The following is a 24,000-nucleotide window of genomic DNA, read 5'->3' as shown; positions in this document are numbered from 1 at the left end:
TCCCCACCGAATGCCCCGGCCGACGTTGATTCTCCTCTGCGGGCTCCCGGGCTCGGGAAAGACGACGCTGGCCAAGCATCTCGCCCGGGTCGTTCCCGCCGTACGGCTGTGCCCGGACATCCTGGAGTACGGCTTCTGGGACCGCCGGGAACGCGACGAGAATCGACTGACCGCACGCGCGCTCGGCGTCGCGGTCGAGTTGCACCACCTCACGGCGTCGCTCGACGAACTGGGCGCACGGATCGAATCCCGCACGGCGGAAGGCCGTTGGGGAAGCGTCCCGGTGACCCGCGACCTGCTGGAGGAGTACGCGGAGCAGTTCGAAGCCCCGGAAGCCGATGAACTCGACCTCTTCGACCGGCCTCCCGCCGAACGCGACGCTCAAGGGCCGTCCGGCAAAGGCTAGTTGCGTCATCGGCCCCCGGGCCGTGACGTTTCCCTGACGGCGCCCGCGGCCGGGCCCGAGGCGCGGAAGGTGCGCCGGTACGCCGACGGGGCGACTCCCGCCTCCGCCGCCAGATGCCGCCGCAGCGAGGTGGCGGTGGCGAAGCCGACCTCGTGCGCGACCCGTTCCACCGGCAGGTCGCTGGACTCCAGCAGGTGCCGCGCCCGCCGCAGCCGCTGCTGGGTCAGCCAGCGGCCGGGGCTCAGCCCGGTCTCCTCCCGGAAGCGCCGGGCGAAGGTACGGGTACTCATCGCCGCGTGCGTGGCCAACTCGTCCAGCGACAGCGGCAGTTCCAGCCGCCGCAGCGCCCAGTCGCGGGTCGGCCCGGTGCCCGTTCCGCTCGCCGGCGGCAGTGGCCGCTCGATGTACTGAGCCTGGCCGCCGTCCCGGAACGGCGGCACCACGCAGCAGCGGGCGACGTGGTTGGCCACATCGCTGCCGTGGTCCTGGCGCACCAGATGCAGGCAGACGTCGACACCGCTCGCCGCCCCCGCTGAGGTCAGCACGTCACCGTGGTCGACGAAGAGCACGTCCGCGTCGAGTTCGACCTGGGGGAACAGCTCCCGGAAGTAGGCGGTGAGCGCCCAGTGGGTGGTGGCCCGCCGCCCGTCCAGGAGACCTGCGGCGGCCAGCAGGAAGGCGCCGGTGCAGATGGACACCAGACGGGTGCCGGGGCGGACGCGGGACAGGGCGGCGAGCGCCCTCGGGTCCGGGGTCGCGGCCGAGGCCGGCGAGAGCGCGTACGGCGGAATGACCACGGTGTCCGCCTCGGCCAGCACCTCGGGACCGTTCCCGGGGGTGACGGTCAGGTCGGAGTCGGTACGCACGGGCTGCCCGTCCACGCTCGCGGACAGCACCTCGTAGCGGCCGTCGGCGGACCCCAGGACCCGGTGCGGGATGCCGAGTTCGAAGGGGTAGACACCGTCGAGGGCAAGGACGACGACCTTGTGGGCGCCGGGCCGCGGGGCGGGGTGGAGCCATCCGTCCAGCTCGGCCGCGCGGGCGGCGAGGTCGCGGGCGGTCCGGGAGGGCGCGCCGGACGCGCGGCGGGCGGCGAGGTCGATGGGCATGGCCAGAATGTATCGGAGGCTGACCTTCTTGCCATCGCCCGGGGCCGGACCGTACGACCAGGATCGAGGCATGACTCCGACGGACACTCCTGAGAACACCCTCAATTTCCCGACCTCCGCCGCCCCGACCTCCGACTCGCTCGACTCCGACTCCCCGACCTCCGCCGCCCCGGACGGCCCGCCCGTGATGCTCGCCCTGCACCAGACGGCCCTCGGCGGCCCCGAGGTCCTACGGCTGACCGAGCTTCCGCGGCCCGTGCCCGGCCCCGGCGAGATCCTCGTCGCCGTGCACGCGGCCGGACTCAACCCCACGGACTTCAAGCACCGCGCCCTGACCATCTTCCTGCCGCCCCCGCCGCTGACCCTCGGCTGGGACGTCTCCGGCACCGTGGTGGAGACCGGCATCGGTGTCACCCTCTTCCGGCCCGGCGACGAGGTGTTCGGCATGCTGCCCTACCCGTACGGCGCCGGCTCCCACGCCGAGTACGTGACCGGCCCCACCCGCGCCTTCGCCGCCAAGCCCGCCGGGATCGACCACGTCCAGGCGGCCGCCCTGCCGCTGGCCGCGCTCACCGCCTGGCAGGCCCTCGTCGAGACAGCGGACCTCCGCGCCGGGCAGCGGGTGCTGATCCACGCCGCGGCCGGCGGCGTCGGGCATCTCGCCGTACAGCTCGCCAAGGAGCGCGGCGCGCAGGTCACCGGCACGGCGAGCGCCCCCAAGCACGACTTCCTGCGAAAGCTCGGCGCGGATGTCTGCGTCGACCACCGCTCGGAGGACTTCGCCGACACCGACGAGCGTTACGACGTCGTCCTCGACGCCCTCGGCGGGCAGACCGCCACCCGTTCCGTGGGCGTGCTCCGCCCCGGCGGCGTGCTCGTCTCCCTGCTGCCGGGAGCCGAGGACACCCGGGCCGCGGCCGAGAAGGCACAGGTCCGCGCCGTCTTCCTGCTCGTCGAGCACGACCGGTCCGGGATGCGAGCCATCGCCGAACTGGTCGACCGGGGCAGACTCCGCGCCCACGTCTCCGCCACCTTCCCCCTCGCCGAAGGCGCCCGCGCCCACATCCAGGGGGAGACGGGCCGCACCACGGGCAAGCTCGTCATCACCGTGCGCTGAGGAGCGCCGACGCGGAGGGCCGCACCCCGGCTGGCTGCGAAGCGTGATGTTCCGGTTCAATTCCCGGAGCGGAGCAGAGCAGAGCGGGGTGACGGAGAGCGAGGGGGGCCGGGATGATCGCGGTACCGGACGTGTTCGCGCGGAGCACTGTCGAACGCGAAGGAGAGCCTGGCGCGGCGTGGCTGGCCGAACTTCCCGGGATTGTCGGCGAGTTGCTGGGGCGCTGGGGATGCGTGCCCGACGGGGAGATCACGCACGGGGGTGTCGGAGTCGTTGTCCCGGTACGGCGGCGTGGCGAGGGGGCCGCGGTGCTGAAGGTGTCGTTTCCGCACCCCGGCAACGTCCATGAGCCGGACGCGTTCGCCGTGTGGGGCGGGCGCGGGGCCGTACGGCTGTACGCGCGGGACGACGAGAGCTTCGCGATGCTGCTGGAGCGCGTCCGCACATCGACCCTGGCGGAGGTCGAGGACGCCGACGAGGTCGTGACCGTCGCGGCCCGGATCAGTCACCGACTGGCCGTCCCCGCGCCGCCCGGCCCACCCCGCCTGCCCCGCTTGTGCGAACAGGCCGACGCCTGGGAGGAGCAGCTGCGCAGGGACGCCGAGGAACTGACGCACACCATGTCGCCCTACGCCCTGGACGCGGCTGTCGCGACCGTACGCGAACTGGGACGCGTCCAGGCGGACAGCCTCGTCCATGGCGATCTGCACGCCAGGAACATCCTGCGGGCCGACCGTGAACCATGGCTGGCCGTCGACCCCAAGGGCCGTGTGGGCGACCCCGGCTACGACGCCGGCACGCTGCTCAAGTCACGCGCGCTGACCCTCCTCGAAGCACCCGACCTGCGCAAGGCCGCCCACCGCATTCTCGACATCTTCAGCGAGGTCGCGGAACTGGACCGCGCACGCGTCCAGCGATGGTCCCAACTCCACGCCGCCCAGGCCGCGTTCTGGGCACGGCGGTACGGCTTCCGAGTCGCCCGTGGCGGACCGCGGCTGGACCGGCTCACCGATTTCGCCGACCACTTCGCGGAGTTGCTCGCGGAACGCGCCTAGCCACCGGACCTGGCGCCGCTGCACCTGCCGCTGCCGGTCTCTCCGCCCCGAACCCCCCCAACCCCCCGCCCCCGGACCCCGCCGTCGCCGAACGCGCTCAACTCGGCACATAGGAACGAACCGGATCGGCCCACCCACCGAGCCGCCGGCAGACCCCGAAACGCGGCAGGAGCCACCAGCGTCTCCGGGCGGCTCCCTCCGCGACCGCCGACCACTGAGGGCCCGACAGATCCTCCACACCCCACCATGTCTTCACCGCCTTCCGGCCCCGCAGTGTCAACAGCGGCCAACGCGGCAGATGCAGACCGACGAAGAACATCGACACGTCATCGCCGCATTTGGTCGTGTAGAAGTACCTCTCGACGTCCGTATAGCTGGCGCCCAGTCCACAGTTCAGCCCCATGGTTCCGCCGAGCCATGTCAGCGCGAGCTTGCCACCCGCCGGAATCGACGGAATGAGTACGGGGTTGAACCACCGCTCGCGGTCCGCACCACGGGTGAGCCCCGTCCGTACGGCCTGGGCCACCACGATATTGGTCGCGGGGCCGGTCCCGACGTTGACCAGCGACCACCGCGGCTCCCCGCCGCCCTGCCCGCTCTCCCACATGAACTGGAGTACGGGCATGTGGGCCCGGCGGCTGGACGCGTACGCGAGGATCAACGATCCGAGCGACACGAGCGCCGCCAGGACCGAGATCAGCAGAGCCAACACCGCGTTCCCCCCCAATGCCCACCCGCGCCGAGATATGTCTCCAGACGTACCCGCGAAGCAGCGGCCCGAGTCCCGGTCCGAGTCCCGTTCCGTGTCCCGCTCGGAGTCCCGCTCCGGTGCCCCCGCCTCGCGCGGTCCGCGGCCCGGCGCGGTGCCCTTAAGGTGACCTCCATGTCTGTCACGTTGAGTTCAACCAAGACCCGCGCCGCGCTTCGTACAACGGCCCGTGTCTCCGGCGAGACGCTGGTCGTCCTCGTCATGGCCGCGGTCGCTCTCTGGCTTCTGGGACGCATGTGGTCCATCGTCTGGCCGCTCATAGTCGGCCTGCTCCTGACCACGCTGACCTGGCCGTTGGCCCGCTTTCTGCGCAATCACGGCTGGCGTCCGGCCCTGGCCGCCTCAGTCGTGACGGTGTTGTTCCTGGTGGCCGCCGCCGGCGTTGTCGCGCTGATCGCCGTTCCGGTCGCGTCCCAGTCGGGCGAGTTGACGACGGGAGTGACCGACGGTATCGACAAGGTGCGGGATTGGGCGGCGGGGCCGCCTTTGAACATCGACGACGACGAGATCACCGGTGCGCTGGACACCGGGATGGCCCGTCTCCAGGACAGCGTCGGCAGCATGGTCACCACGGTCATCACGGGCGTGAGTACCATCGTCAACGGTGTCGTCACCGCCGTCCTGGCGCTCTTCCTGATGTTCTTCTTCCTCAAGGACGGACCGAGGTTCCTGCCGTGGCTGACCCGTCAGCTGCCCGGCCGTCTCGCCACCGACATCCCGGTGGTGGCCGCCCGCAGTTGGGACACGCTGGGCGCGTTCGTGCGTTCCCAGGCGTTCGTCGGCCTGCTCGACGCCGTCTTCATCGGGCTCGGCCTGTGGATCGTGGGCGTACCACTCGTACTCCCGCTGGCGGTACTGACGTTCGTCTCCGCGTTCGTACCTGTCGTGGGCGCCCTGTTCGCCGGACTGGTCGCGGTGCTCATCGCGTTGGTGTCGAACGGCCTGACGGACGCGCTGATCGTGCTCGCGATCATCATCGTGGTGCAGCAGCTTGAGGGCAACGTGTTCCAGCCCATGATCCAGAGCCGCGGGCTCGGCCTCCACGCGGCGGTGATCCTGCTGGCGGTGACGCTGGGGGCCAGCCTGGCGGGCATCGTGGGCAGCCTGCTCGCCGTACCGGTCGTCGCGCTGATCGCGGTGGTCTGGAACTACGTACGCGAGCAGCTCACCGACCCGCCGGAGGAGCCGGACGCCGACCGGACGCCGCCCGCCGGGGCCACCGCCCCGTCCCCGGCCTCGTAGAACCGCCGCACGTTCCGACGGCGACGGTTCCGGCGGCCAAGGCGGCCACGGCCAAGGCGGCCACGGCGGCCACGGCGCGGACGGTCACAGCCAGCCGCGCCGGGCCGCCTGCCAGGCGAGCTGCATCCGGGTGGTCGCCCCGGCGAGATCCATCATGTGCTGGATATGGCGCTGCACGGTGCGCCGGCTCAGTCCCATCTGGGTGGCGATCGCCTTGTCGGCGACACCCGCCACCAGCAGTGACAGCAGCCGCCTGTCGATGGAGGAGAGCGGGTCGGGCGCTCCGGCGCCGTCGGTCCCGGTGACCGCCCCCGAATCGTCCACGTCCAGCGGGACGGCGTCCTCCCAGTACCGTTCGAACAGCGCGATGAGGGCGGCCAGGAGGCTGCTGTCCCGGACCAGCGCGGTGGTCGGTTCGTTCGGGCTGCCGTGCGGACCGCCGGGAACCAGCGGGCAGATGGCGATGGCACGGTCGGCCACCGCGAGGCGCAACGGCAGATGGGGCACGGATCTGGCCATCTCCCCGGCGCGTACGCCCTCCACGACGTTGTCCACCGCGCCCTCGTCGTCGAAGAATGCCTTCTCGTACAGCACCCGGTAGGTCACACCGCGGCCCAGCGCGTCGAACTCCGCGTTGTTGCTGCCCGAGGGCATCGCCACGTACTGGGCCTTGCAGAACCAGAGCATCTCGTCGCGCGCGCTCGCCTGTATCTGCCGCAGGTGCTGGCGCAGGGCCTCGCCGCCGGTGATGACCTCGATGAGCCGGCCCGGGTCCTGACGGCGCGCGGTGTCCCGGTAGGTCTCCAGAAGACTGGTGACCTCGATACGCGCGAGGTCCAACGCGTCCGCGTTGCGCTTCAGTTGGGGAGTGAGCGCCACATCCGGGGGAGTCGGCCGGTACCGGCGCGGCAGTCCGTCGGTGTGGCTGGCCATCCCCTTGGCCGTGAGACCGGTCAGTACGTCACGGGCGTCCGCGACGTCCAGTCCGAGCCGGTCGGCGACATCGGCGGCGGTGAGCGGACCGGTCGTTATCAGCAGCCGGTACACGGCTTCCTCGGCTGCGGATACCCCGGCGGCCTCCAGCGCCACGGCGCCCTCCTGAGACCTCGGCCCCCATGCGCTCACATCCACGCACCTTCGAATAATTCATACCGTACTGCATCGTGTGTACCGCACACCGGTGGGCGGGTGCTTCCCGCCGCCCGCCCACCGGTGCTCAGAACAGAACCCCTCTCCCGCTATCCGCGCTGCAGGTAGGCGCGTTCGACCGTCTGCCGGACACGGTTGCCCGAGGAGTCCTCGGCCGTGACGCGCAGTGTCACGTACGCGTCGCCGCGCTGCCGCTCCGGCCTGGCGATCTTCGCCGAGAAGCCGCCGTCGCCGCTGCTCCTGACCGTGGCCCGCTCCCAGCTCTTCCCGTCGTTGTAGCTGGCCTCGACCTTGACGTTCACACCGCGTGGCGCGGGCAGTCCGTCCTGGGCGCGGACGGTGAGTCCGACCGTGTGCGCCCGGCCGCGGCCGACCGCGTTGTACGCGTCGACCGGTACGTCGTAGTCGAGTTGGAGCAGCGGCAGCGTCGCCGTCCTTCCGGTGGCGCCGGAGCGGAACGACCACGAGGTGTCGGTGGCCGTCCCGTACGCCCATTCCGGCGAGGTCCGGGACGTCGTCAGGTCCAGCCGGTAGTCGGCCGCGCCGGACGGCACGGTGAAGTCCGTCCAGGCGCCGTCGGCCTCGGCGGTCTTCTTCCCGTCGCGGTACAGCACGGCTGCCGCAGTGTCACCGGGCTCACGGGCCCCCGCCGTACCGGAACCGCCGATCCCGCCCCCACCGAGGAGCAGCCGCGACCGGTGCCCGGCCGTCGAGTCGGTGAACTCCGGGATCCGCAGCGAGAGTACGTTCCCCTCACGGACCGACGGGGTCGCGGTGCCGCGCGGAATGGACGGCCGGGCGACGGCCCCCTGCCAGGTCTCGGCCACGCGCTCGCCCGGCCGGTAGGTGCGGGGCGTGTCGCCCAGGCCCACCTTCAGCGGCGTGTCGATGTCGAAGGTGGTCTCGTAGTGAACCAGATGCTGCCAGCTGGTGTCTCCCGCGCTGACGTACTCGGTGCGTTCGAGGCCGGTCGGCACATGGCGGGTGTACTGGTTCCAGACGAAGTCCTGGTACGGGCGCCGGGCGAAGCGCTGTTCCGCCGCCCACGGCGAGCCGCCGTTGTCGGCGTACGTGCTCCGTACGACCGCGCTGTTGCGCTCGGACACCGTGTGAATCACACGCTCCGGGATCCGCTGCGAGGACACCTGCATCACGTCGTAGAAGTACGGGCTGCGCGAGGTGCCCGTGAACCGCACCGTGGTGGAGCGCTTGTTGATCCGCTTCAGCAGCTCGGCGCCCTGGCTCGCGCCGATCCGTACGGTGGGCAGGGCCAGCCGTTCCCCGTCGGGCCGCCAGCGGGTCCAGGCGATGTCGGAGGAGTGGACGACCATCAGACCGCGGGCGCCGGCGGCCGCCGCCTTCGCGACGAGGTCCCGTTCGTTGACGCCGTCCTCGTCGGTGAGGACGGCGAGCTTGCCACGCACCTTGCCCTTGCCGAACGCCGGTGCCCGCGCGTCGCCCGCGTCGACGGCCGTCAGGCGCTCGCCCCGCTCGTCGAACAGGGCCGAGGACGGCATGTAGTAGGCGCCGAGAGCGAGTTCGGTGCCCGGCACGGTCGCTTCGAGGAGAGGCGCGGTGAGCTGCCAGCGGGAGGCGAACTCGAATGTGCCGTCCGTGACGGCCGGAGTGGGGCTGACGTACAGGCGTTTGGCGACGTCGAAGTACATCGTGCCCTGGATCAGACCGTGTCCGTCGATCTTCCGGTACGTCTGGTAGCTGAGGATGCCGCGCTGCTCGGCGGGACGGGGTGTGCGGATGTCGACCAGGGTGGTGCGGCGTGCGTCGAGCGTGACGGCCATGTCCTTGGTGACCTTCACCTCGGGCAGGACGATCTGGCGCAGTTCCTCGCCGTCCCGCGCCGTGTCCAGGGTGGCGTGGTCGAGCTGGTACGTGCCCTCCTCGACCTCGGCGACGGCCGGGTCGAGGCTGGTGTACTCGACGAATCCGTCGGCGCCCCAGATCGTCGGCAGCGCCTGGACCCGCTTGCCTTCGCGGTCGTAGGTGTTGACGGTCAGCTTGTGGGTGGGGCCCTGGACGACCAGGCTCAATGTGGTGTGGACGGGGGCCGAACCGTCCGACGGCGTCGCGGTCACGTGACCGAAGTAGTCACCCCGCGCCGCACGGACGGGGTCCGCGGTGAGGGGCACCTCGGCCGTCGAGCCCGCCGGGACGCGTACGGAGTCCGCGCCCGGACGCACCGCGCCGTCGGCGGGTTCACGGCCGCCGCTGGTGGCCAGCTTCACGGCGAGCGCGAGCGTGACCTCCTTGTCCGAGGTGTTGGTGTAGCGCAGTGTGCTGGTACGGGTCTGGTCGTCACCCGCCTCGAAGGGGCCGAGGGCGACGGTGCCGGTGGCGGTCACGGCGCCGAGCGCCGCGGCGGCCACGTCGATCCGCCCGCCGCCCTGTTCGGTGACCTGCTGGCCGGCGATGACACGGGCGGTGCTGATCAGCGCGTCCTTGATCCGCGCCGCCGACCAGTCGGGATGCCGCTGCGTCAGCAGGGCCGCCGCACCGGCGACATGGGGAGTGGCCATCGATGTGCCCGAGGCCGCCGTATAACGCTCGTCCACCGGGTCACCCATGGTGGTGCCCGCCGCGCGCGCCGCCACGATCCCGACGCCCGGAGCCGTCACATCGGGCTTGACACCGTAGTTGCCGGGCCGGGGCCCACGGCTGGAGAACTCGGCCAGCGAGTCGTCCCGGTCCACCGCGCCGACCGTCAGCGCGGCATCCGCGGCGCCGGGTGAGCCGACGGTGCCCGGCGCCGGGCCGGCGTTGCCCGCGGCCACGACGAAGAGCGCGCCGCTGCTCTCGCTCAACTCGTTCACCGCGAGGCTCATGGGATCGGTGCCGTCGCTCGGGGCGTCCGAGCCCAGACTCATGTTGACGACCTCGGCACCCTCCGCCGCGGCCCATTCCATCCCGGCGATGACCTGCGACTCGCTGCCGAAGCCGTCGTCGCCGAGGACCTTTCCGATCATCAACTCCGCCGCGGGGGCGACTCCCTGGCGGGTGCCGTCCGACGCCTTTCCGCTGCCGCCGACGATCGAGGCGACGTGCGTACCGTGTCCGAACCCGTCCCCCGTTCCGGAGCTGCCGGAGAAGTCCTTGGCGGCGGCGATCCGGCCCGCCAGGTCGGGATGGGTCTGGTCGGCGCCGGTGTCGAGGACGGCGACCTTGACGCGCTCGCCCCGCAGACCGGTCTTCCATACGTCAGGGGCGCCGATCTGGGCCGTACTGCGGTCCAGATCGGCGCTGACGCGTCCGTCCAGCCAGATCCGGGGCACCGCGCCGACGGCGGCGCTGTTCATGCCCGACCCGGTACGCGTCCCGGCGGGCGCCAACTGCTTCCAGAACGCGCCGAGGTCAGCGCGGGGCACCCGTACCGCCTGGGCGTCGATGCTCGCCAGGCGCCGGGTGGGAGAATCCTCGTCGGCGAAGTCGGTGAGCCGCCGCACCGCGGCGCCCGCCTTCCCGTCGCCGCCGCCCACGATCAGCGGAAGCGCGGTGGTGTGCGCCTCGTCGTACCGCTGGGCGACGAGCGACGTCACGTCGAACAGCTTGGGGTCCAGACGGCCGGCCGAGACCAACTCCCCGGCGTCCGAGGGCAGAACGCTGAGTCGGCCGTCCTGCTCAAGAGTCCGGAAGACGACGCCCCGACGGCCCGCTCCCGGCTCGACCGAGACGATCCGGCCGCCGTCACCATCCGTACCGAGAGTGACCCGGTCACCGGTGATCAGGCGCACGGAGACGCTGCCCGAGCCGGCCGCGCCGCCCGCCGCCGACCTGTCCTGTGCATCACCGGGAGCGGCCGACACGGGCGCCACGGCGCCGGCGGCCAGGGTCAGTCCCACCGATATTGCCGCCACGAGGCGGATCCGTCTCATCTGGTCCCATGCCTTCCGTTGTGCGAAGCGAGAAGTTCATCTGCTGCACAGAATCCGTTGACGGCGCATGGGTGTCACTGAATTCCGGTGGCACAGGTGCGACATGTCCCAACCACGACACGTGCCTCGACAGCACCACAAGCCCCAGGAGTTCCTCGAATACCGCGGCCCTGGGGAGGCGTTCCGGTGCCGTCGGGTCAGTGCTCCGGGGCGGCGGGAGCCGGGGACAGCCGGCGCAGGAAGTTGTCGACGAGCAGGTCGGTGAAGGCCCGGTCGACGGGGTCCCCGGTGACCAGAACGCGGTGGTAGATCGGCCCCACGAGCTGGTCCACCTCGGCCGCCGTGTCGAGTCCGGCGGGGAGTTCGCCGCGCCGCACCGCGTTCTCCAGCGGGAGCCGGTCGCGCCTGCGCTGCTCGTCGAGATAGCGGTCGCGCAGGACGGCGGCGAAGGCGGGGTCGTGCTGCGCGTGTCCGAGCAGGGCGGTGAAGACCGCGCCCGCGTCGGACCGGGTGAGGAACTGGGCCAGTTGGTGCAGATGGGCGCGCAGGTCCTCGGCCAGGTCGCCGTGGTCGGGCGGGCTGAGGGCTTCGGCCGCGTCCTGGAGGAAGGCGTCCAGCAGGATGTCGGTCTTGGTGTTCCACCAGCGGTAGATGGTTTGTTTGGCGACCCCGGCGCTGGTGGCGATGCCCTCGATGGTGACGCCGGAGAAGCCCTTCTCGACGAGGAGGTCGTCGGCGGCTTCGAGTACGGCCTGCCGCGCCCGCTCGCTGCGGCCGTGCCGGTTGCCGTGGTGCTGCCGCGCCGCGCGGCCCGCGCTTTCGCCAGCGCCGTTGTCTGAGCCGCTGCCTGCGCCTTTACCTTCGGCGACCGTACGTCCTCGGTCCATGTCTGCGTCCACGGGGCAAGAGTAGGCCAGTTCCTTCTAGACGCAACGCAACGGTGCGTCTAGTCTAGATTTCATGACACAGACCAGCACGCTCCACGACCCCCGCGTCGTATCCGCTCTCGACTCGATGTTCGCCCGGGCCGCCGAGGACGAGGTGACCGGCGCCCGGATCGAAGCAGCACGGCCCGGCGGCTTCGCCCGCGCGACCCCGCAGGAACTGGCGGACGTCAACGCCGAGGTGTACATGCCGATCTCGGCCGAGGGCGGGAAGCTCATCTACAACCTGATCCGGGCCGCGCGACCGGCCACCGTCGTCGAGTTCGGTACGTCCTTCGGGATCTCCACGCTCCACCTGGCCGCCGCCGTACGGGACAACGGCACGGGCAGGGTGGTCAGTACGGAACTGAGCGCGGACAAGGCCGCCGCCGCCCGCCGCACCTTCGCCGAGACCGGCCTGGACGACCTGATCACTGTCCTCGAAGGCGACGCCCGCGACACCCTCGCCGGAGTGGACGGCACGGTGGACTTCCTGCTCCTCGACGGCTGGAAGGACCTCTGCCTGCCCGTACTGCGCCTGCTCGAACCGCGCCTCGCACCGGGCACCCTCGTCGTGACCGACGACGTGGACCTGCCGGCCCTGGCGCCGTGCCTCGACTATCTGCGCGATCCGCGGAACGGGTACCAGAGCGTCACCTTCCCGGTCGAGGACGGCATGGAGATCAGCTGCCGGCTCTGAGCGTGTGCTTCGACCTCGCTCCGGTAAGCAGAGCGCGGTGGGTCGCCATCTCGACCACCGGGCCTCCGACCTGCTGACAGAACCTCAATTCGCCACCTGGGCCCAGACCATGGTCAAGCCCAACTGGCTTGGTCCAGACGGCCGGTGTCGCCAGGTTCGAGATCACCTGCACCCGGGATTCACGTGTTCAGGTGGGCGAGCGCGGTGATGATCCGGTCGGCGATGTCGGTGGGCCAGGGGAGGGCCTCGGCCAGGGCTCGCTGATGTGCGAGTCCGTGCAGTCCCAGCCAGAGCGCGACGGCGTCGCTTGACGGGTCCGTGCTGGTGGACTGCCCGCCGGCGGCGCAGTCGGCGAGGGTGTCGATGAGGATCCGCATGGTTTCGTCGCCGAGAGCGGCCAGATCCTCTTTCGTCACGGAACTGTCGTCCGGATCCGGCATCCAGAGGCCGCCGAACATCGTGCGGTAGCGCTCGGGATGGACCTGGGCGAAATCCAGATAGGTGTCGCACACGGCGTACATCCGCCGACGAGGGTCGTCCCCGGCGTTCTCCACCGCGGAGCGCAGGCCGTCCCGCAGGTCCGCGAACTCTCCTTGCATGACGGCGAGCATGATGGCCGGCTGGTCGGGGAAGTGCGGGTAGATCGAGGGGGCGGCGATCCCGACCCGGCGGGCGACCGATCGCAGGGTGATGGCGCGTTCGTCGCCCGCTTCGTCCAGGAGTTCCACCGCGGCGGTGATGATCTCCTCACGCAGGCGCCCGCCCTCGCCGCGACGGTTGCGGGCGCGGCCTTGTCTCGGTGCGGCCGAGGCCGGCGTTCCGGTGGCTTCCATGCCATCACCTTACGCCGTGAAGGTTACGCTCGTATCCCTCATGTGCGTCGAGACATACGCTCGTAGTCCTCGATGCCGGCCGCCCTCGACCACGCCCACGCCGCCGGAACACTCGAACGCCGCGCAGTTCCCCGGACTGGGACGCCCGAGCGCACCTCCCGGCAAGATCGTGCTCATGACCACATCGTGCTCACGACCACCCGGAGGAGCGCCGTTCGCAGGAGGTCCGGACGGACCATCCCCGCGCCAACGGGGATGGTCGCTACGAGCGCCGGGCGCCGGGCACGGCACACGCCCGGCGCCCGGTGAAGCCGGCGGTTGTGTCAGTGGCCGGGCTGTCTGGCTCCTCGGCGCCACACGTCGCGGATGGACAGAGTGTCCGAGATGTTACGAGTGGGGTCGCCGTCGACCAGGAGGAGGTCCGCGCGCAGGTTCTCCGCTATGCGGCCCCGGTCCTTGAGGCTGAAGCGGCGTGCGGGGACGGAGGTGGCCGCCCGCAGGGCCTGGGCGGGGGTGAGTCCCGCCCGGACCAGGAGCTGCAGTTCGTGGTGGACGCTGGCGCCGTGGGCGAGTCCGCCGAGGTAGCGCACGGCCACCGAGACGTCGGTGCCGACCAGGATGTCCACCCCCGCCTTGTGGAGCGCGAGGACGCTCCCGAGGACGTCGTCGAAGTTTCCTTCCGGGTAATGGTTGAGGCTGCCGTGGCGCAGGGTGTCCAGCCACTCCTTGCTGAGCTTGGAGCTCACACGCTTGTCGGCGGCGAGTTCGGCGCCCGTCTCGCCCATGATCGACCTGTTGAGACACAGGCACGCGGTGACGAACACGTCGGCGTCCGCGATCTTGCGTACGATCTTGGCGTCGGCGGGCTGGTCGATGAAGAGATGGACCAGGCCGTCGATCTTCGCGTCGATCGCCTGCTCGAAGGCCCGCACGGACAGTGCGTGTGCCACCGCCATCTTGCCGAGCTTGTGCGCTTCGGCCACGCCGGCCACGATCGTGTCGTTGCTCAGGGCGGGCAGGTTGGGCGCGCCGAGAGTCGAACCGTCCTCAATCATGATCTTTACGTAGTCGGCTCCGTCCGCGACGACCCGGCGGACGAGCTTGATCGCCTCCTGCGGGTTCGAAACCCCCTCGTCCGGCGGCGGACCGGACCCGTCCTCCGTGTCCGCACCGGTCGGGACACCGGGCGGACCCCCTTCGGGGAAGAGTTCAGCCGGGTGGCCGCCGGGCGCCCCGAGCCCGGTGCCGGCCGACCGGACGTCCGCGAGGTCGTCGCGGTTGTCGATCTTCTTGGGGTCGTGGCCCCCGCCCTGCATTTCGAGTTCGGTGGTCACGCCGAAGAGCAGCGCGTTCTTCAACCCGTCGTCCGAGGTGTGCGTGTGGCCGTCGATCAGGCCGGGCATCAGCGTGGCGCCGGAACCGTCCACGACGGTGGCGCCGTTCGGGGTCTTGCCGCCGACCTGGACGATCTTGTGGCCCTCGATGACGACAGTACGTGCGCTGATGACGCGCTCTCCGTCGAAGATCCTCACGTTTTCGATGGAGGTCATCCCGGAGCTTTTCCGGCTTGGCGCCTTGGTGTCGTTCTCGCTGCTGCAGCCGGACGTCAGCGCCGACGCTCCGGCGACCGCGGCGCTAGCGCCGACGGTTTTCAGCAAAGTACGGCGATGGATCCCGCACATAGGACAGCCCTTTCGCTTGAGACCCCCGGCCGGATCGGGCCGGCGCCGTTCCACGCCCGGGTGGTGTGGGAACGGTGACCCGTCGGTGGGGGCGGGGGAGCATTGCAGACGCGATCGCAAGCTCTCGTGGTGAGGCATGTTCGAGCGTGTGTCCGCCCGCGGCCTTGCCCTCAGCGTAAGAAGAGGAAGCGGCCCAACCCTCGGTACCACGGGGCTGATTCGGGGCTGGGCAAGGTACCGGGGTACCGACCGCGAGGGGACTTGGGGATGACGACCCGCCGACACCGGCGGGCGCCGGGGGGACGCCGGGGGACGCAGTGCCTGAGGGTGTACGTGGGCGGAGACCGGCCGTCGTACGGGAAGGGGCGACGGGTCTCCCGGCTGCCACGGGCCGGCGCGGGAAGCGGCGGGGCAGCGGGCCGTGGGTCAGCGGGCCGTCAGGTGAACGGGCCGATGGGCCGGCGGCCCGTCAGGTCAACAGGCCGACCGGTCAATAGGCGCGCCCGGTCAGCGAGTTCCTACGAGTCCCGCCTCGTACGCGATGATGACGGCGTGGACACGGTCGCGCGCGCCGATCCTGGCGAGGACTTTGCTGACGTGCGTTTTGACGGTGGATTCGGCCAGCACCAGCCGGGCGGCGATCTCGCTGTTGGTGAGGCCCTGTGCCATGGCCAGCAGGACCTCGCCCTCCCGTTCGCTGAGTCCGGCCAGCCGGGGGTCGCTGTCCGTGCCACCGGCCCGGTCGCCCGGTTGCGGGCCTTGCCGGACGAAGGTGTCCAGCAGCCGACGGGTCAGTGCCGGCGCCGCGACGGCGTCTCCCTCGGCGACCGCGCGGATGCCGGCGGTGAGTTCACCCGGCAGGGCGTCCTTGAGGAGGAACCCGCTGGCGCCTGCGCGCAGCGCACCGTAGGCGTACTCGTCCAGGTCGAACGTGGTCACCACGAGGACACGGGACCGGCCGCCGGACGCCATGATCCGGCGGGTGGCCTCGATACCGTCCACGCCGGGCATGCGGATGTCCATCAGCACCACATCGGGGCGCAGTTCGGCTGCCTGTCGTACGGCTTCGGCACCGTTCGCGGCCTCCCCGATGACGTCCGTGCCGGGGTCGGCATTGAGAAGCATGCGGAATCCAAGGCGCTGCAGCGCGTGGTCGTCGACGACGAGGACCGTGGTCATAGGGGGTTCTCTCCGAGTGCGGGCGGCGGCAGAAGGGGCAGGGTTGCGTGCACGAGCCAGCCGCCGCTCGCCGTCGCCCCGGCGCCGGCTCGGCCCCCGCAGAGGGCTGCGCGTTCGGCGATGCCCACGAGCCCGCGGCCGGTGCGGTGAGCGTGACCGTCGCGGTCGGTGCGATGAGTGCGGCCGGCACGGTCGGCGCGGTCGGTGGTGGCAGCCACCGGTCTCGGCGCCGGGGGACCGCTGTCGAGTATGCGCAGATCCACCTCCTGGCCGGTGACGCGCAAGGCCACCTGGACGGAGGTGTCGGGTCCCGCGTGCTTGAGACAGTTGGTCAGGGCTTCCTGCACGATGCGGTAGACGGCCAGTTGGACCCCGGGCGACACGACGTGGTGATCGCCCTCCGTGCGGTAGGAGATGCGCGGACCGGCGGCTTGGGCGCGCTCAAGCAGCCCCGCGAGATCGGCGGTTCCCGGCTGCGGAGCCAGGCCCTCGGTGGCCTCCCGCTCGCCGGGGCTCTCACACCGGGCGCCGAGCGCGCGGCGCAGCTCGCTCAGCGCCTGGCGCCCGGTGCCGGCGATGATGGGCAGGACTTCCGCCCCGCGACCGGTGTCGGAGCCGGCCGCGGCGCCGTCGGCGAGGGAGATGATCACAGCGAGATGGTGGCCGACGATGTCGTGCATCTCCCGTGAGGCGCGGGCGCGTTCGGCGAAGACGGCGAGTTGCTCGCGCTGCTCGCGGTCGACCTCCCGTTGCGCGGCCCGGTCGGCCAGGGCGGTGAGTTGCCCCTCCCGTACGCGGAAGACCAGGCCGACGGCGAGGGCGGCGGTGGCGGCGCAGTACGAGAAGAAGAGCGCGTACAGGGTCTGCTCGGTGAACGGCTTGACCCAGAGGGTGATGACGCCGAGAGCTGCCGTGGCGCACAGGGCCGACCACGGCAGTCTCCTGATCCGGCCGTAGCGGGCCGTCGAGTACAGGGCGATCATGAGACTGCCGATGGCGGTCCCGAAGTCGGAGGACAGGAACCACTGGAGCAGGCAGCAGAACAGCACCGTCGCCAGCACGGCGGACGGGGCCCGGCGACGCCGGACAAGGGGGAGCGCCTGGCCCGCCATCGCGCCCGCGACCAGTACGGAGGTCCCCGGGCCCAGGGACTCCACGGACACGTCCGGCACCGGCCCGGAGCTGGGGTCGTACAGATCGAGGAGCCCGCTCGCCAGCACGAGCAGTGCCAGCAGGACGTCCAAGTGCACCGGGTGTTCGCGGCTCACCTTGCGCAGGGCGCCGGCCCAGCCCGCGGCCCGCCGCACCAGGGCACTGCCACGCAGTACGTCGAGTTCGGGCGGGAGCAGATCCCCCCGCCGTGCGTGGGCCGACTCCATCGCTTCCCGCTCTCTGTGAAGGTGACCCGCCCAGGCGGCCGGCCGCCGCGACCGCGGGGAGCGGTCGTGGCGGCCGGGATCTGTTCGCGCTCCCGCGCCGCTCACACGTCGGAACGCTTGAGTCGCCACGCGGCACAGGCCGCCGCGACGGCCACCCAGCCCACCAGGGCCACCAGGCCGATTCCGGGGCTGAGGCTGTCACTTGCCGGGTGGAGGGTGAACATCGAGGCCGCCGCGTTGCCGGGCAGATAGGGACTCACCGTCTCGTTCAGGGCGGTGGGCAGCAGATCGGAGAAGAACGGCAGCAGCATGAGGAGACCCACCAGCAGACCGATGCCACCGGCGACCGAGCGGAGCAGGGCTCCCGTCGTCACGCCCAGCACACCCATCAGGGCCAGGGACACCCCGGCGCCCAGGAGACTGCGTACCACTCCCGCGTCGGACAGGCCCACCTCGATCCCCGAGCCGCTCAGCATGGACTGGGCCGGCAGGAACGCCACGAACGCGGCGACCGTGCTGACGACGAAGGCGAGCACACCGAACACGGCGATCTTGGACCACAGGACGGGCAGGCGGGCCGGGACCGCCGACAGGGTGGAGCGGATCATGCCCGTGGAGTACTCGCCCGCCATGACCAGGACGCCGAGCACCCCCAGCGTCAGCTGCGCGAAGTTGATCCCGCCGAGAGCCACGGCGACGCCGTCGCCGATGTCCGACATCGGCCCCTCCTCGTCCGGCGCGTACGACGAGGCGAAGATCAACGCGAAGGCGATCAGGACCACCAGTGTCAGTCCCAGCGTGACCCAGGTGGAACGCAGCGAGCAGAGCTTGGCCCATTCCGAGTGCAGCACGCGGGTGCCGGTGACCCTGTGGGCGGCGGGTCGGGGCCCCGCGGGAGCGGTTTCGGTGACCAGGGTGTTCATACGGTGCTCCTGAGGGGGGTGCCGGCGGTGGTGCCGTGGTACTCGACGGCGTCACCGGTCATGGCCATGAAGGCATCTTCGAGGGAGACGGCCTGTGGGGTCAGTTCGTAGACCGGGATCGCGTACTCGAAGGCGGTCGTGCTGATCTGCCGCGCGTCCAGGCCGGTGACACGGAGTTCCCCCGAGCCCGTGGCGCCGGTGATCTCCACGTCCGGTCCGAGCAACAGGTCCCGCAGCCGGTTCGGTTCCGCGGTGACGACCTTCACGCTGTGGCCGCCCGCGTCGAGGATGAACTGGTCGACCGTGGTGTCGGCGAGAAGCCTGCCCCGGCCGACGACGATGAGGGCGGTGGCCGTCTGTGCCATCTCGCTCATCAGGTGCGAGGAGACGAAGACGGTACGTCCTTCGGCCGCGAGCCCGGTGAGGAGGTTACGGATCCACTGCACCCCTTCGGGATCGAGCCCGTTGACGGGTTCGTCCAGCATTACCGTCTGCGGGTCACCGAGCAGCGCCGCGGCGATGCCCAGGCGCTGGCCCATGCCCAGGGAGAACGCGCCGGCGGGCTTACGGGCGACCGGGGCGAGGCCGGTCAGCTCGATGACCTCACGCACCCGGCGGCGGGAGATGCCGTGGGTGAGCGCGAGGGAGTTGAGGTGGTCGAAGGCGGAGCGGCCGGGGTGGATCGACTTGGCCTCCAGCAGGCTGCCCAGCTCCCGCAGAGGTGCCCGATGCGCCGCGTAGGGACGGTCGTTGACCTTCGTCGACCCGCTGGTGGGCGTGGACAGACCCACGATCATGCGCATGGTGGTGGACTTCCCGGCGCCGTTGGGCCCCAGGAATCCTGTGACCACGCCGGGTTTGACGGTGAAGTCCAGCCCGTCGACGGCGGTCTTCTCCCCGTACTTCTTGCTCAGCCGCTCTACTTCGATCATCATGCTTCCTCTGTCGTCCGACGCGTGGACAGTCCCGGGAGTACTTCGTCCGCCGGTCCTTCCCCGACAGTAGGAAGGGCGAGCGGCCCGGCACCCGGTACCACGGGCTGATTCACGGCCGGTCGCGATACCGGGGTACCGCGGCCCAGGGGGACTTCGGGATGAGCCGCCGGCCCGTTCACACGATCCACGGCGCACGATTCGGGTCGCCGATTCAGGTCGGACGGATCAGGTCGCCGGTTCAGGTCGGACCATCAGGCTCGAACCATCCGGCTCGGTCGATCCAGGACGGTGGCCGGCGGCGTACGACCAGTGGTCAGGCGGCCAGCCGGACCCCACGACGCCAGACCGCCCGGGTGTTGAGGGTGTCGCCGATGGTGGTGGTGGGGTCCCCGTCGACCAGCAGCAGGTCGGCACGTAGCCCCACCGCGATGCGGCCCCGGTCGCTCAGGCCGAAGCGCCGGGCGGTGGTGGAGGTGGCCGCGCGCAGCGCCTGCGCCGGGGTCAGGCCCGCCTGCACGAGGTACTGCAGTTCGTGGTGGACGCTTGCGCCGTGGGCGAGCCCGCCGAGGAACGGCATCGGCATGGACACATCGGTACCGGCGAGAAGGTCGACGCCGGCGTCCTGCAAGGCGCGCACGGACCCCAGTACGTCGGTGATCCTGCCCTGCGGGTAGTGGTTGAAGCTGCTGCGCAGGGTCTTCATCCAGGCGTCGTCCAGGCGGTCGGCGACACGTGTGTCGTCGGCCAGCCGGTCGCCGGTGATGCCCATCATGGAGGCGTTCAGCACGACGCACGGTACGACGAAGGCACCCGAGTCCCGGATCAGGGTGATGATCTCGTCGGTGTGGGGGCCGTCCATGAACAGGTGGACCAGGCCGTCGATGCCGGCGTCGATCGCCATCCGGGTCGCCTCGATCGTCAGGGCGTGGGCGACGGTGAGCTTGCCGTGCCGCTGGGCTTCGGCGACACCCGCGTTCAACGTCGCCCGGTCGAGCATCGGCAGGCCCGGGTGGCCCTCGACGGAGCCGTCGTCGACCATGAACTTGATGTAGTCCGAGCCGCGTTCGATCAGCTGCGGGATGAACGAGACCGCCTCCTCGGGGGTCGTGGAGAACGGCATCAGCGGCGCCGGCCCCGACGGCTTGGCTCCGGCGTTCGCACCGGGCGGCGGTCCGGGGCGGAAGCCCTCGGGGAACAGTTCGCTGGGGTGGCCTCCCGGCGGGGTGATGCCGAATCCGGAGGAGCGTACGTCCGCCACGGTGTCGTCGTCGGTGATGTGCGCGCGGTTGTGGGCGGTGTGCGTGCCCTGCATCTCCAGCTCGGTGGTCACCCCGAACCGCAGCGCCAGGGCGAGGGATTCGGCATTGGTGTGAACGTGGGCGTCGATCAGGCCGGGCAGCAGTGTCCCGCCCGCGGCGTCGACCACCTGCGCACCTTCGGGGGCGTCCCCGCCCACCGCGAGGATGCCGGTGTCGTCGAAGACGACGGTGGTCGCCTCCAGGGTCCGGTCGCCGTCGAAGACTCGCGCGTTGACGACGGCGACGGTCGTGGCTGCTTCCCCGATACGGGGGGTGGAGGAGGTGTTCATGGTGGTGCTCCGTTCATATCTCGCGGCGCATGTCTTGTGGTGCACGTCTCGCGGCGCATGCATTGCAGCTCATGTCTCGCGGCACTGTGCTGCCGTGCGCGGGGGTGAGGTCAGTCGGCCGTGGCGACGGTGACGGTCTCGGGGGTGTTCTCGTGGGTCGTGGCGGGTGCGGGAGGACCGGCCTTCTTGAGCGGGACCTCGATGACGACGAGCGCGGCGATGAAGGCGAGGGCGCAGACGATCGCGGCGGTGAGGAAGATGTGGCTGGTGCCGTCCGTGACCGCGGTGAGGTAGGCGTCCCTGGCGCCGGCGGGCAGGTCGCGCGAGGCGTTCGGGTCGGGGTCGGCGCCGGTGGGCAGGCCCTGCTGGACGGCGCGGGTGAACAGCGAGCCGAAGACGGCGACGCCGAGGGATCCGCCCAGGCTGCGGAAGAGGTTGGCCGAGCTCATCGCGGCGCCCATGTCGCGCAGGGAGACGCTGTTCTGCGCGATGGTGCCGGCCATCTGCATCGTGAAGCCCAGGCCGATGCCGACAAGGACCATGTACAGGCCGGTCAGCGCGAATGAGGTGTCGGCGTCCATGGTGGCCAGCAGGCCGAGCCCGACGGTGAGGAACACGGTCCCGACGACGGGAAAGATCTTGTACTTCCCGGTGGCGGACATGATCTTTCCGGCGATGGTGGAGACGATCACGACGGGGATCATCATCGGCAGCATCAGCAGGCCGGAGTCGGTCGCCGAGGCGCCCTGGACGTTCTGCTGGAACAGCGGCAGATAGAGGCCCGCGCCGAACATGACCACACCGGCGGCGAGGGTCATGACCATCGCCAGCGGGTAGTTGCGGTGGCCGGTGAACACACTGAGTGGCAGCAGAGGTTCACTGACCCGCTTCTCCACGCCGACGAACGCGGCGAGCGCGATCACGGCGAGGGCGCCGAGCGACAGGATCTGCCAGGAGCCCCACGCATAGGTGCTGCCCGCCCAGGTGGCGGCCAGGACGATCGCGGTGATGGAGAGGGTCAGCAGACTGATGCCGGCCCAGTCGATCCTCGCCTTGATACGCGTGGCGGGCACGTGCAGCTTCAGCCACAGCCACACCAGGGCGACCAGGCCGAGCGGCAGGTTGATGTAGAAGGCCCATCGCCAGTCGAAGTGGCCGGTGACGAACCCGCCCAGCAGCGGCCCGCCGATGGTGCCGATCGCCATGACCGAGGCGGTCATGCCCTGGTACTTCCCGCGCTCGCGGGGCGGTACCAGCGCGCCGATCAGCGCGAAGGCGCCCGCGCCGATGCCGCCGGCACCGATGCCCTGCACGACGCGGAAGGCGATGAGCTCGCCCATGGACTGGGACGCCCCGCAGAGGGCGGACCCGACCATGAACACGGCGATGGACGCCAGATACATGGGCCTGCGGCCGAACAGGTCACCGAACTTGCCCCAGACCGGGGTGCTGACGGCGGTGATGAGGGTGTACGCGGTCACGACCCAGGAGATGTGCTCCAGGCCGCCGAGTTCGCCGACGATCGTGGGCATCGCGGTGCTGACGACCATGTTGTCGAGCATCGACAGCAGCATCGCGAGCATGACGCCGAGCAGCACCCAGCGCACGTTCTTCGGCACGGCCGGCGGGGCGGAGGGGAGGGATTCGGCCTTGGACATGGCTGATCACTCCTTTCAGGCAACAGGGAGGAGGAAGACGGGGAGCGAGGAGCGGGACGTTGTGCCGTCGACCGCTTCCCCAGAAAAGCACACCGACTCACTAAGTGCAACCGATGCACTTTTGAAGTTGCGCAACCTTTGAGGTAAAGTCGTGCGCATGCCCCAGACAGACTCCTCCACCCCGGCGGCGCCGATGGGCCGCCGCGAGCGCAAGAAGGCCGCCACCCGCCAGGCCATCGCCGACGCCGCGCTGCGCCTGTTCCTGGAGCGTGGGTACGACGACGTCGGCATCCGCGAGATCGCGGACGCCGCGGACGTCTCCACCACCACCCTGTTCAAGCACTTCCCCGTGAAGGAAGCCCTTGTCTTCGACGAGGACGCCGACCAGGAGGCCCGCCTGCTCGCCGCCGTGCGCGAGCGGCCCGAGGGCCGGTCGATCCCCGCCGCGCTGCGCGAGCACGCACTGCGCCATCGCATGGCCGCCGCGGAGAGCGACCCCCGTTTCGCCCCGTTCTTCGAACTGGTCAACACCACGCCGGCCCTGCGCGACTACGTCCAGACCCTGTGGCTGCGCCACACCGACGCCCTCTCCCGGGTCATCGCGGAGGAGAGCGGCCTGCCCGCTGACGATCCCGTCTGTACGGCCCTGGCCTGCTTCGCCCTCGAAGCCCCCCGCACCGCCCGTGGCAGCGAGGACCCCCGCCAGGCCGTCATTCGCGCCTTCGACCTCCTCGAAAGCGGCTGGGCCGCTCTCGCCTCCGACCGCTGAACGGGACCGGACTCCCGACAGCCAGGCGCGACAGCCAGCCCCGAGAGCCGTCCGGCCCGTACGGCGATCGTCACTCGCCTCGGGCGCCGAGCGCCCTGCGCGTGATACTGGCGGCGTAGTTCGGCGTCTCCCGATGGTTGTGCGCGTCCGAAGCCTCCTGACGCGCCGCCGCGGCCTGCTCGAACGTGATGCCGTTCGCCTCGTAGAAGTCCATCCCCTCCGTGGTCGGATGGGCGAGAATGCTGTTGCTCAACCGGCAGGTGCCGTCACCGTTGTCCGTGACGCGCAGTTCCCAGATCCCCTGCGACGTGGTCCAGCCGTTCGGCGTGAGCGCGTCCGACAGTGACACTAGACGCAGGTGGTGCCTCTCGAAGATGTCGTGCACGGCGTGCTGGATCGTCAGGGTCGTGCCGATCATCTCGACGTTCAACGTCTCCCGACGGCCGTCGTCGGTGATGCCTTGCGCACACGCTTTGTGCTCGCCCGGCGCGCAACGCTGGTACTCCTCGTCGGACAGATTCCCCAGCCAGTCCGCGAGATCGACCCGGTCGATGGGCGCGCTCACGGTGGCGTGAACCGTCGAGTCCGAAAGGACGAGATCTGCCAGAACCTTGTTCTCATTCATGGGGTGTTTTCCCTTCTCCGCGTTCATTGACGTCCAACTCGGCTGCTTCCGCTGGGAGCCCTGGCTTTGTGG

20 protein-coding genes are annotated in these 24,000 nt (G+C 70.7%); 6 read left to right on the top strand and 14 right to left on the bottom strand.

All coding sequences use genetic code 11. The features are described 5' to 3' along the window. Nucleotides 1–10 precede the first annotated feature (10 nt). Nucleotides 11–406 (top strand): AAA family ATPase, encoded by a 396-nt coding sequence (locus tag ACFUN8_RS15215; RefSeq protein ID WP_383636446.1) that lies wholly within the window; start codon nt 11–13, stop codon nt 404–406. Nucleotides 407–411: 5 nt separating this feature from the next. Here the strand turns inward: ACFUN8_RS15215 and ACFUN8_RS15210 are convergent, their stop codons facing one another. Continuing rightward, on the bottom strand, nt 412–1,515 hold the full coding sequence (locus ACFUN8_RS15210; RefSeq protein ID WP_383636443.1) for a GlxA family transcriptional regulator: 1,104 nt from the start codon (nt 1,513–1,515) through the stop codon (nt 412–414). Between the two features lie 70 nt (nt 1,516–1,585). On the opposite strand from ACFUN8_RS15210, the gene ACFUN8_RS15205 reads away from it, so the two are divergent. Both ACFUN8_RS15205 and ACFUN8_RS15200 read left to right on the top strand, forming a co-directional pair. After that, nucleotides 1,586–2,632, top strand: a complete 1,047-nt coding sequence (locus tag ACFUN8_RS15205; RefSeq protein WP_383636440.1) for an NADP-dependent oxidoreductase — start codon at nt 1,586–1,588, stop codon at nt 2,630–2,632. Nucleotides 2,633–2,745: 113 nt separating this feature from the next. Next, nucleotides 2,746–3,687 carry an aminoglycoside phosphotransferase family protein gene (locus tag ACFUN8_RS15200; protein WP_383636437.1) on the top strand — a complete coding sequence of 314 codons (942 nt, stop codon included), beginning with the start codon at nt 2,746–2,748 and terminating at the stop codon, nt 3,685–3,687. 97 nt (nt 3,688–3,784) lie between these two features. Here ACFUN8_RS15200 and ACFUN8_RS15195 read toward each other — a convergent pair whose 3' ends face one another. Beyond that, nucleotides 3,785–4,399, bottom strand: a complete 615-nt coding sequence (locus ACFUN8_RS15195; RefSeq protein WP_383636435.1) for a hypothetical protein — start codon at nt 4,397–4,399, stop codon at nt 3,785–3,787. Between the two features lie 171 nt (nt 4,400–4,570). On the opposite strand from ACFUN8_RS15195, the gene ACFUN8_RS15190 reads away from it, so the two are divergent. Then, a complete protein-coding gene (locus ACFUN8_RS15190) occupies nt 4,571–5,698 on the top strand; it encodes an AI-2E family transporter (protein ID WP_383636432.1) in 1,128 nt (375 codons plus the stop codon). Between the two features lie 84 nt (nt 5,699–5,782). Here ACFUN8_RS15190 and ACFUN8_RS15185 read toward each other — a convergent pair whose 3' ends face one another. The 3 genes from ACFUN8_RS15185 to ACFUN8_RS15175 form a co-directional block, all read right to left on the bottom strand. Beyond that, nucleotides 5,783–6,787, bottom strand: a complete 1,005-nt coding sequence (locus ACFUN8_RS15185) for a helix-turn-helix domain-containing protein (protein ID WP_383636518.1) — start codon at nt 6,785–6,787, stop codon at nt 5,783–5,785. Nucleotides 6,788–6,936: 149 nt separating this feature from the next. Then, on the bottom strand, nt 6,937–10,734 hold the full coding sequence (locus tag ACFUN8_RS15180) for a S8 family serine peptidase (protein WP_383636429.1): 3,798 nt from the start codon (nt 10,732–10,734) through the stop codon (nt 6,937–6,939). A 197-nt stretch (nt 10,735–10,931) separates the two neighbouring features. Continuing rightward, a complete protein-coding gene (locus ACFUN8_RS15175) occupies nt 10,932–11,633 on the bottom strand; it encodes a TetR/AcrR family transcriptional regulator (RefSeq protein WP_383636425.1) in 702 nt (233 codons plus the stop codon). Between the two features lie 61 nt (nt 11,634–11,694). Between ACFUN8_RS15175 and ACFUN8_RS15170 the strand changes: the two genes are divergently transcribed. Next, nucleotides 11,695–12,357 (top strand): O-methyltransferase, encoded by a 663-nt coding sequence (locus ACFUN8_RS15170; protein ID WP_383636423.1) that lies wholly within the window; start codon nt 11,695–11,697, stop codon nt 12,355–12,357. 179 nt (nt 12,358–12,536) lie between these two features. On the opposite strand, the gene ACFUN8_RS15165 is transcribed toward ACFUN8_RS15170, so the two are convergent. The 8 genes from ACFUN8_RS15165 to ACFUN8_RS15130 all read right to left on the bottom strand — a co-directional run bounded on the left by ACFUN8_RS15165 (nt 12,537) and on the right by ACFUN8_RS15130 (nt 22,534). Next, nucleotides 12,537–13,190, bottom strand: a complete 654-nt coding sequence (locus ACFUN8_RS15165) for a TetR/AcrR family transcriptional regulator (protein WP_383636420.1) — start codon at nt 13,188–13,190, stop codon at nt 12,537–12,539. Nucleotides 13,191–13,513: 323 nt separating this feature from the next. After that, nucleotides 13,514–14,740, bottom strand: coding sequence for an amidohydrolase family protein (locus ACFUN8_RS15160; protein ID WP_383636417.1), 1,227 nt, complete (start codon nt 14,738–14,740; stop codon nt 13,514–13,516). A gap of 639 nt (nt 14,741–15,379) precedes the next feature. Continuing rightward, nucleotides 15,380–16,051: a response regulator gene (locus ACFUN8_RS15155; protein ID WP_383636414.1), complete on the bottom strand. Its 672-nt coding sequence runs from the start codon at nt 16,049–16,051 to the stop codon at nt 15,380–15,382. Next, nucleotides 16,048–17,430 carry a sensor histidine kinase gene (locus tag ACFUN8_RS15150; RefSeq protein WP_383636411.1) on the bottom strand — a complete coding sequence of 461 codons (1,383 nt, stop codon included), beginning with the start codon at nt 17,428–17,430 and terminating at the stop codon, nt 16,048–16,050. Before ACFUN8_RS15150 ends, ACFUN8_RS15155 begins: the two co-directional genes overlap by 4 nt. Before the next feature lie 101 nt (nt 17,431–17,531). Next, the gene (locus ACFUN8_RS15145; protein WP_383636408.1) at nt 17,532–18,353 is read right to left on the bottom strand and encodes an ABC transporter permease; all 822 of its coding nucleotides are present in this window, start codon (nt 18,351–18,353) and stop codon (nt 17,532–17,534) included. After that, entirely contained in the window at nt 18,350–19,285 is a 936-nt protein-coding gene (locus ACFUN8_RS15140; protein ID WP_383636515.1) for an ABC transporter ATP-binding protein, read from the bottom strand. The genes ACFUN8_RS15145 and ACFUN8_RS15140 overlap by 4 nt, the downstream gene beginning before the upstream one ends. Nucleotides 19,286–19,601: 316 nt before the next feature. Then, nucleotides 19,602–20,876, bottom strand: coding sequence for an amidohydrolase family protein (locus ACFUN8_RS15135; protein WP_383636405.1), 1,275 nt, complete (start codon nt 20,874–20,876; stop codon nt 19,602–19,604). A 110-nt stretch (nt 20,877–20,986) separates the two neighbouring features. Further along, the gene (locus tag ACFUN8_RS15130) at nt 20,987–22,534 is read right to left on the bottom strand and encodes an MDR family MFS transporter (RefSeq protein WP_383636402.1); all 1,548 of its coding nucleotides are present in this window, start codon (nt 22,532–22,534) and stop codon (nt 20,987–20,989) included. Nucleotides 22,535–22,691: 157 nt separating this feature from the next. Between ACFUN8_RS15130 and ACFUN8_RS15125 the strand changes: the two genes are divergently transcribed. Further along, entirely contained in the window at nt 22,692–23,303 is a 612-nt protein-coding gene (locus ACFUN8_RS15125; protein ID WP_383636399.1) for a TetR/AcrR family transcriptional regulator, read from the top strand. 70 nt (nt 23,304–23,373) lie between these two features. Here the strand turns inward: ACFUN8_RS15125 and ACFUN8_RS15120 are convergent, their stop codons facing one another. Beyond that, complete coding sequence (locus ACFUN8_RS15120; RefSeq protein WP_383636396.1) at nt 23,374–23,955, bottom strand: hypothetical protein; 582 nt, start codon at nt 23,953–23,955, stop codon at nt 23,374–23,376. Nucleotides 23,956–24,000: the final 45 nt, after the last annotated feature.

Source organism: Streptomyces sp. NPDC057307 (genome assembly GCF_042667665.1).
In the GTDB taxonomy this organism is placed as follows: Bacteria; Actinomycetota; Actinomycetes; order Streptomycetales; family Streptomycetaceae; genus Streptomyces.
Note: the sequence above shows the minus strand (reverse complement) of the source record. Positions and strands in the feature narration are given on the sequence as shown.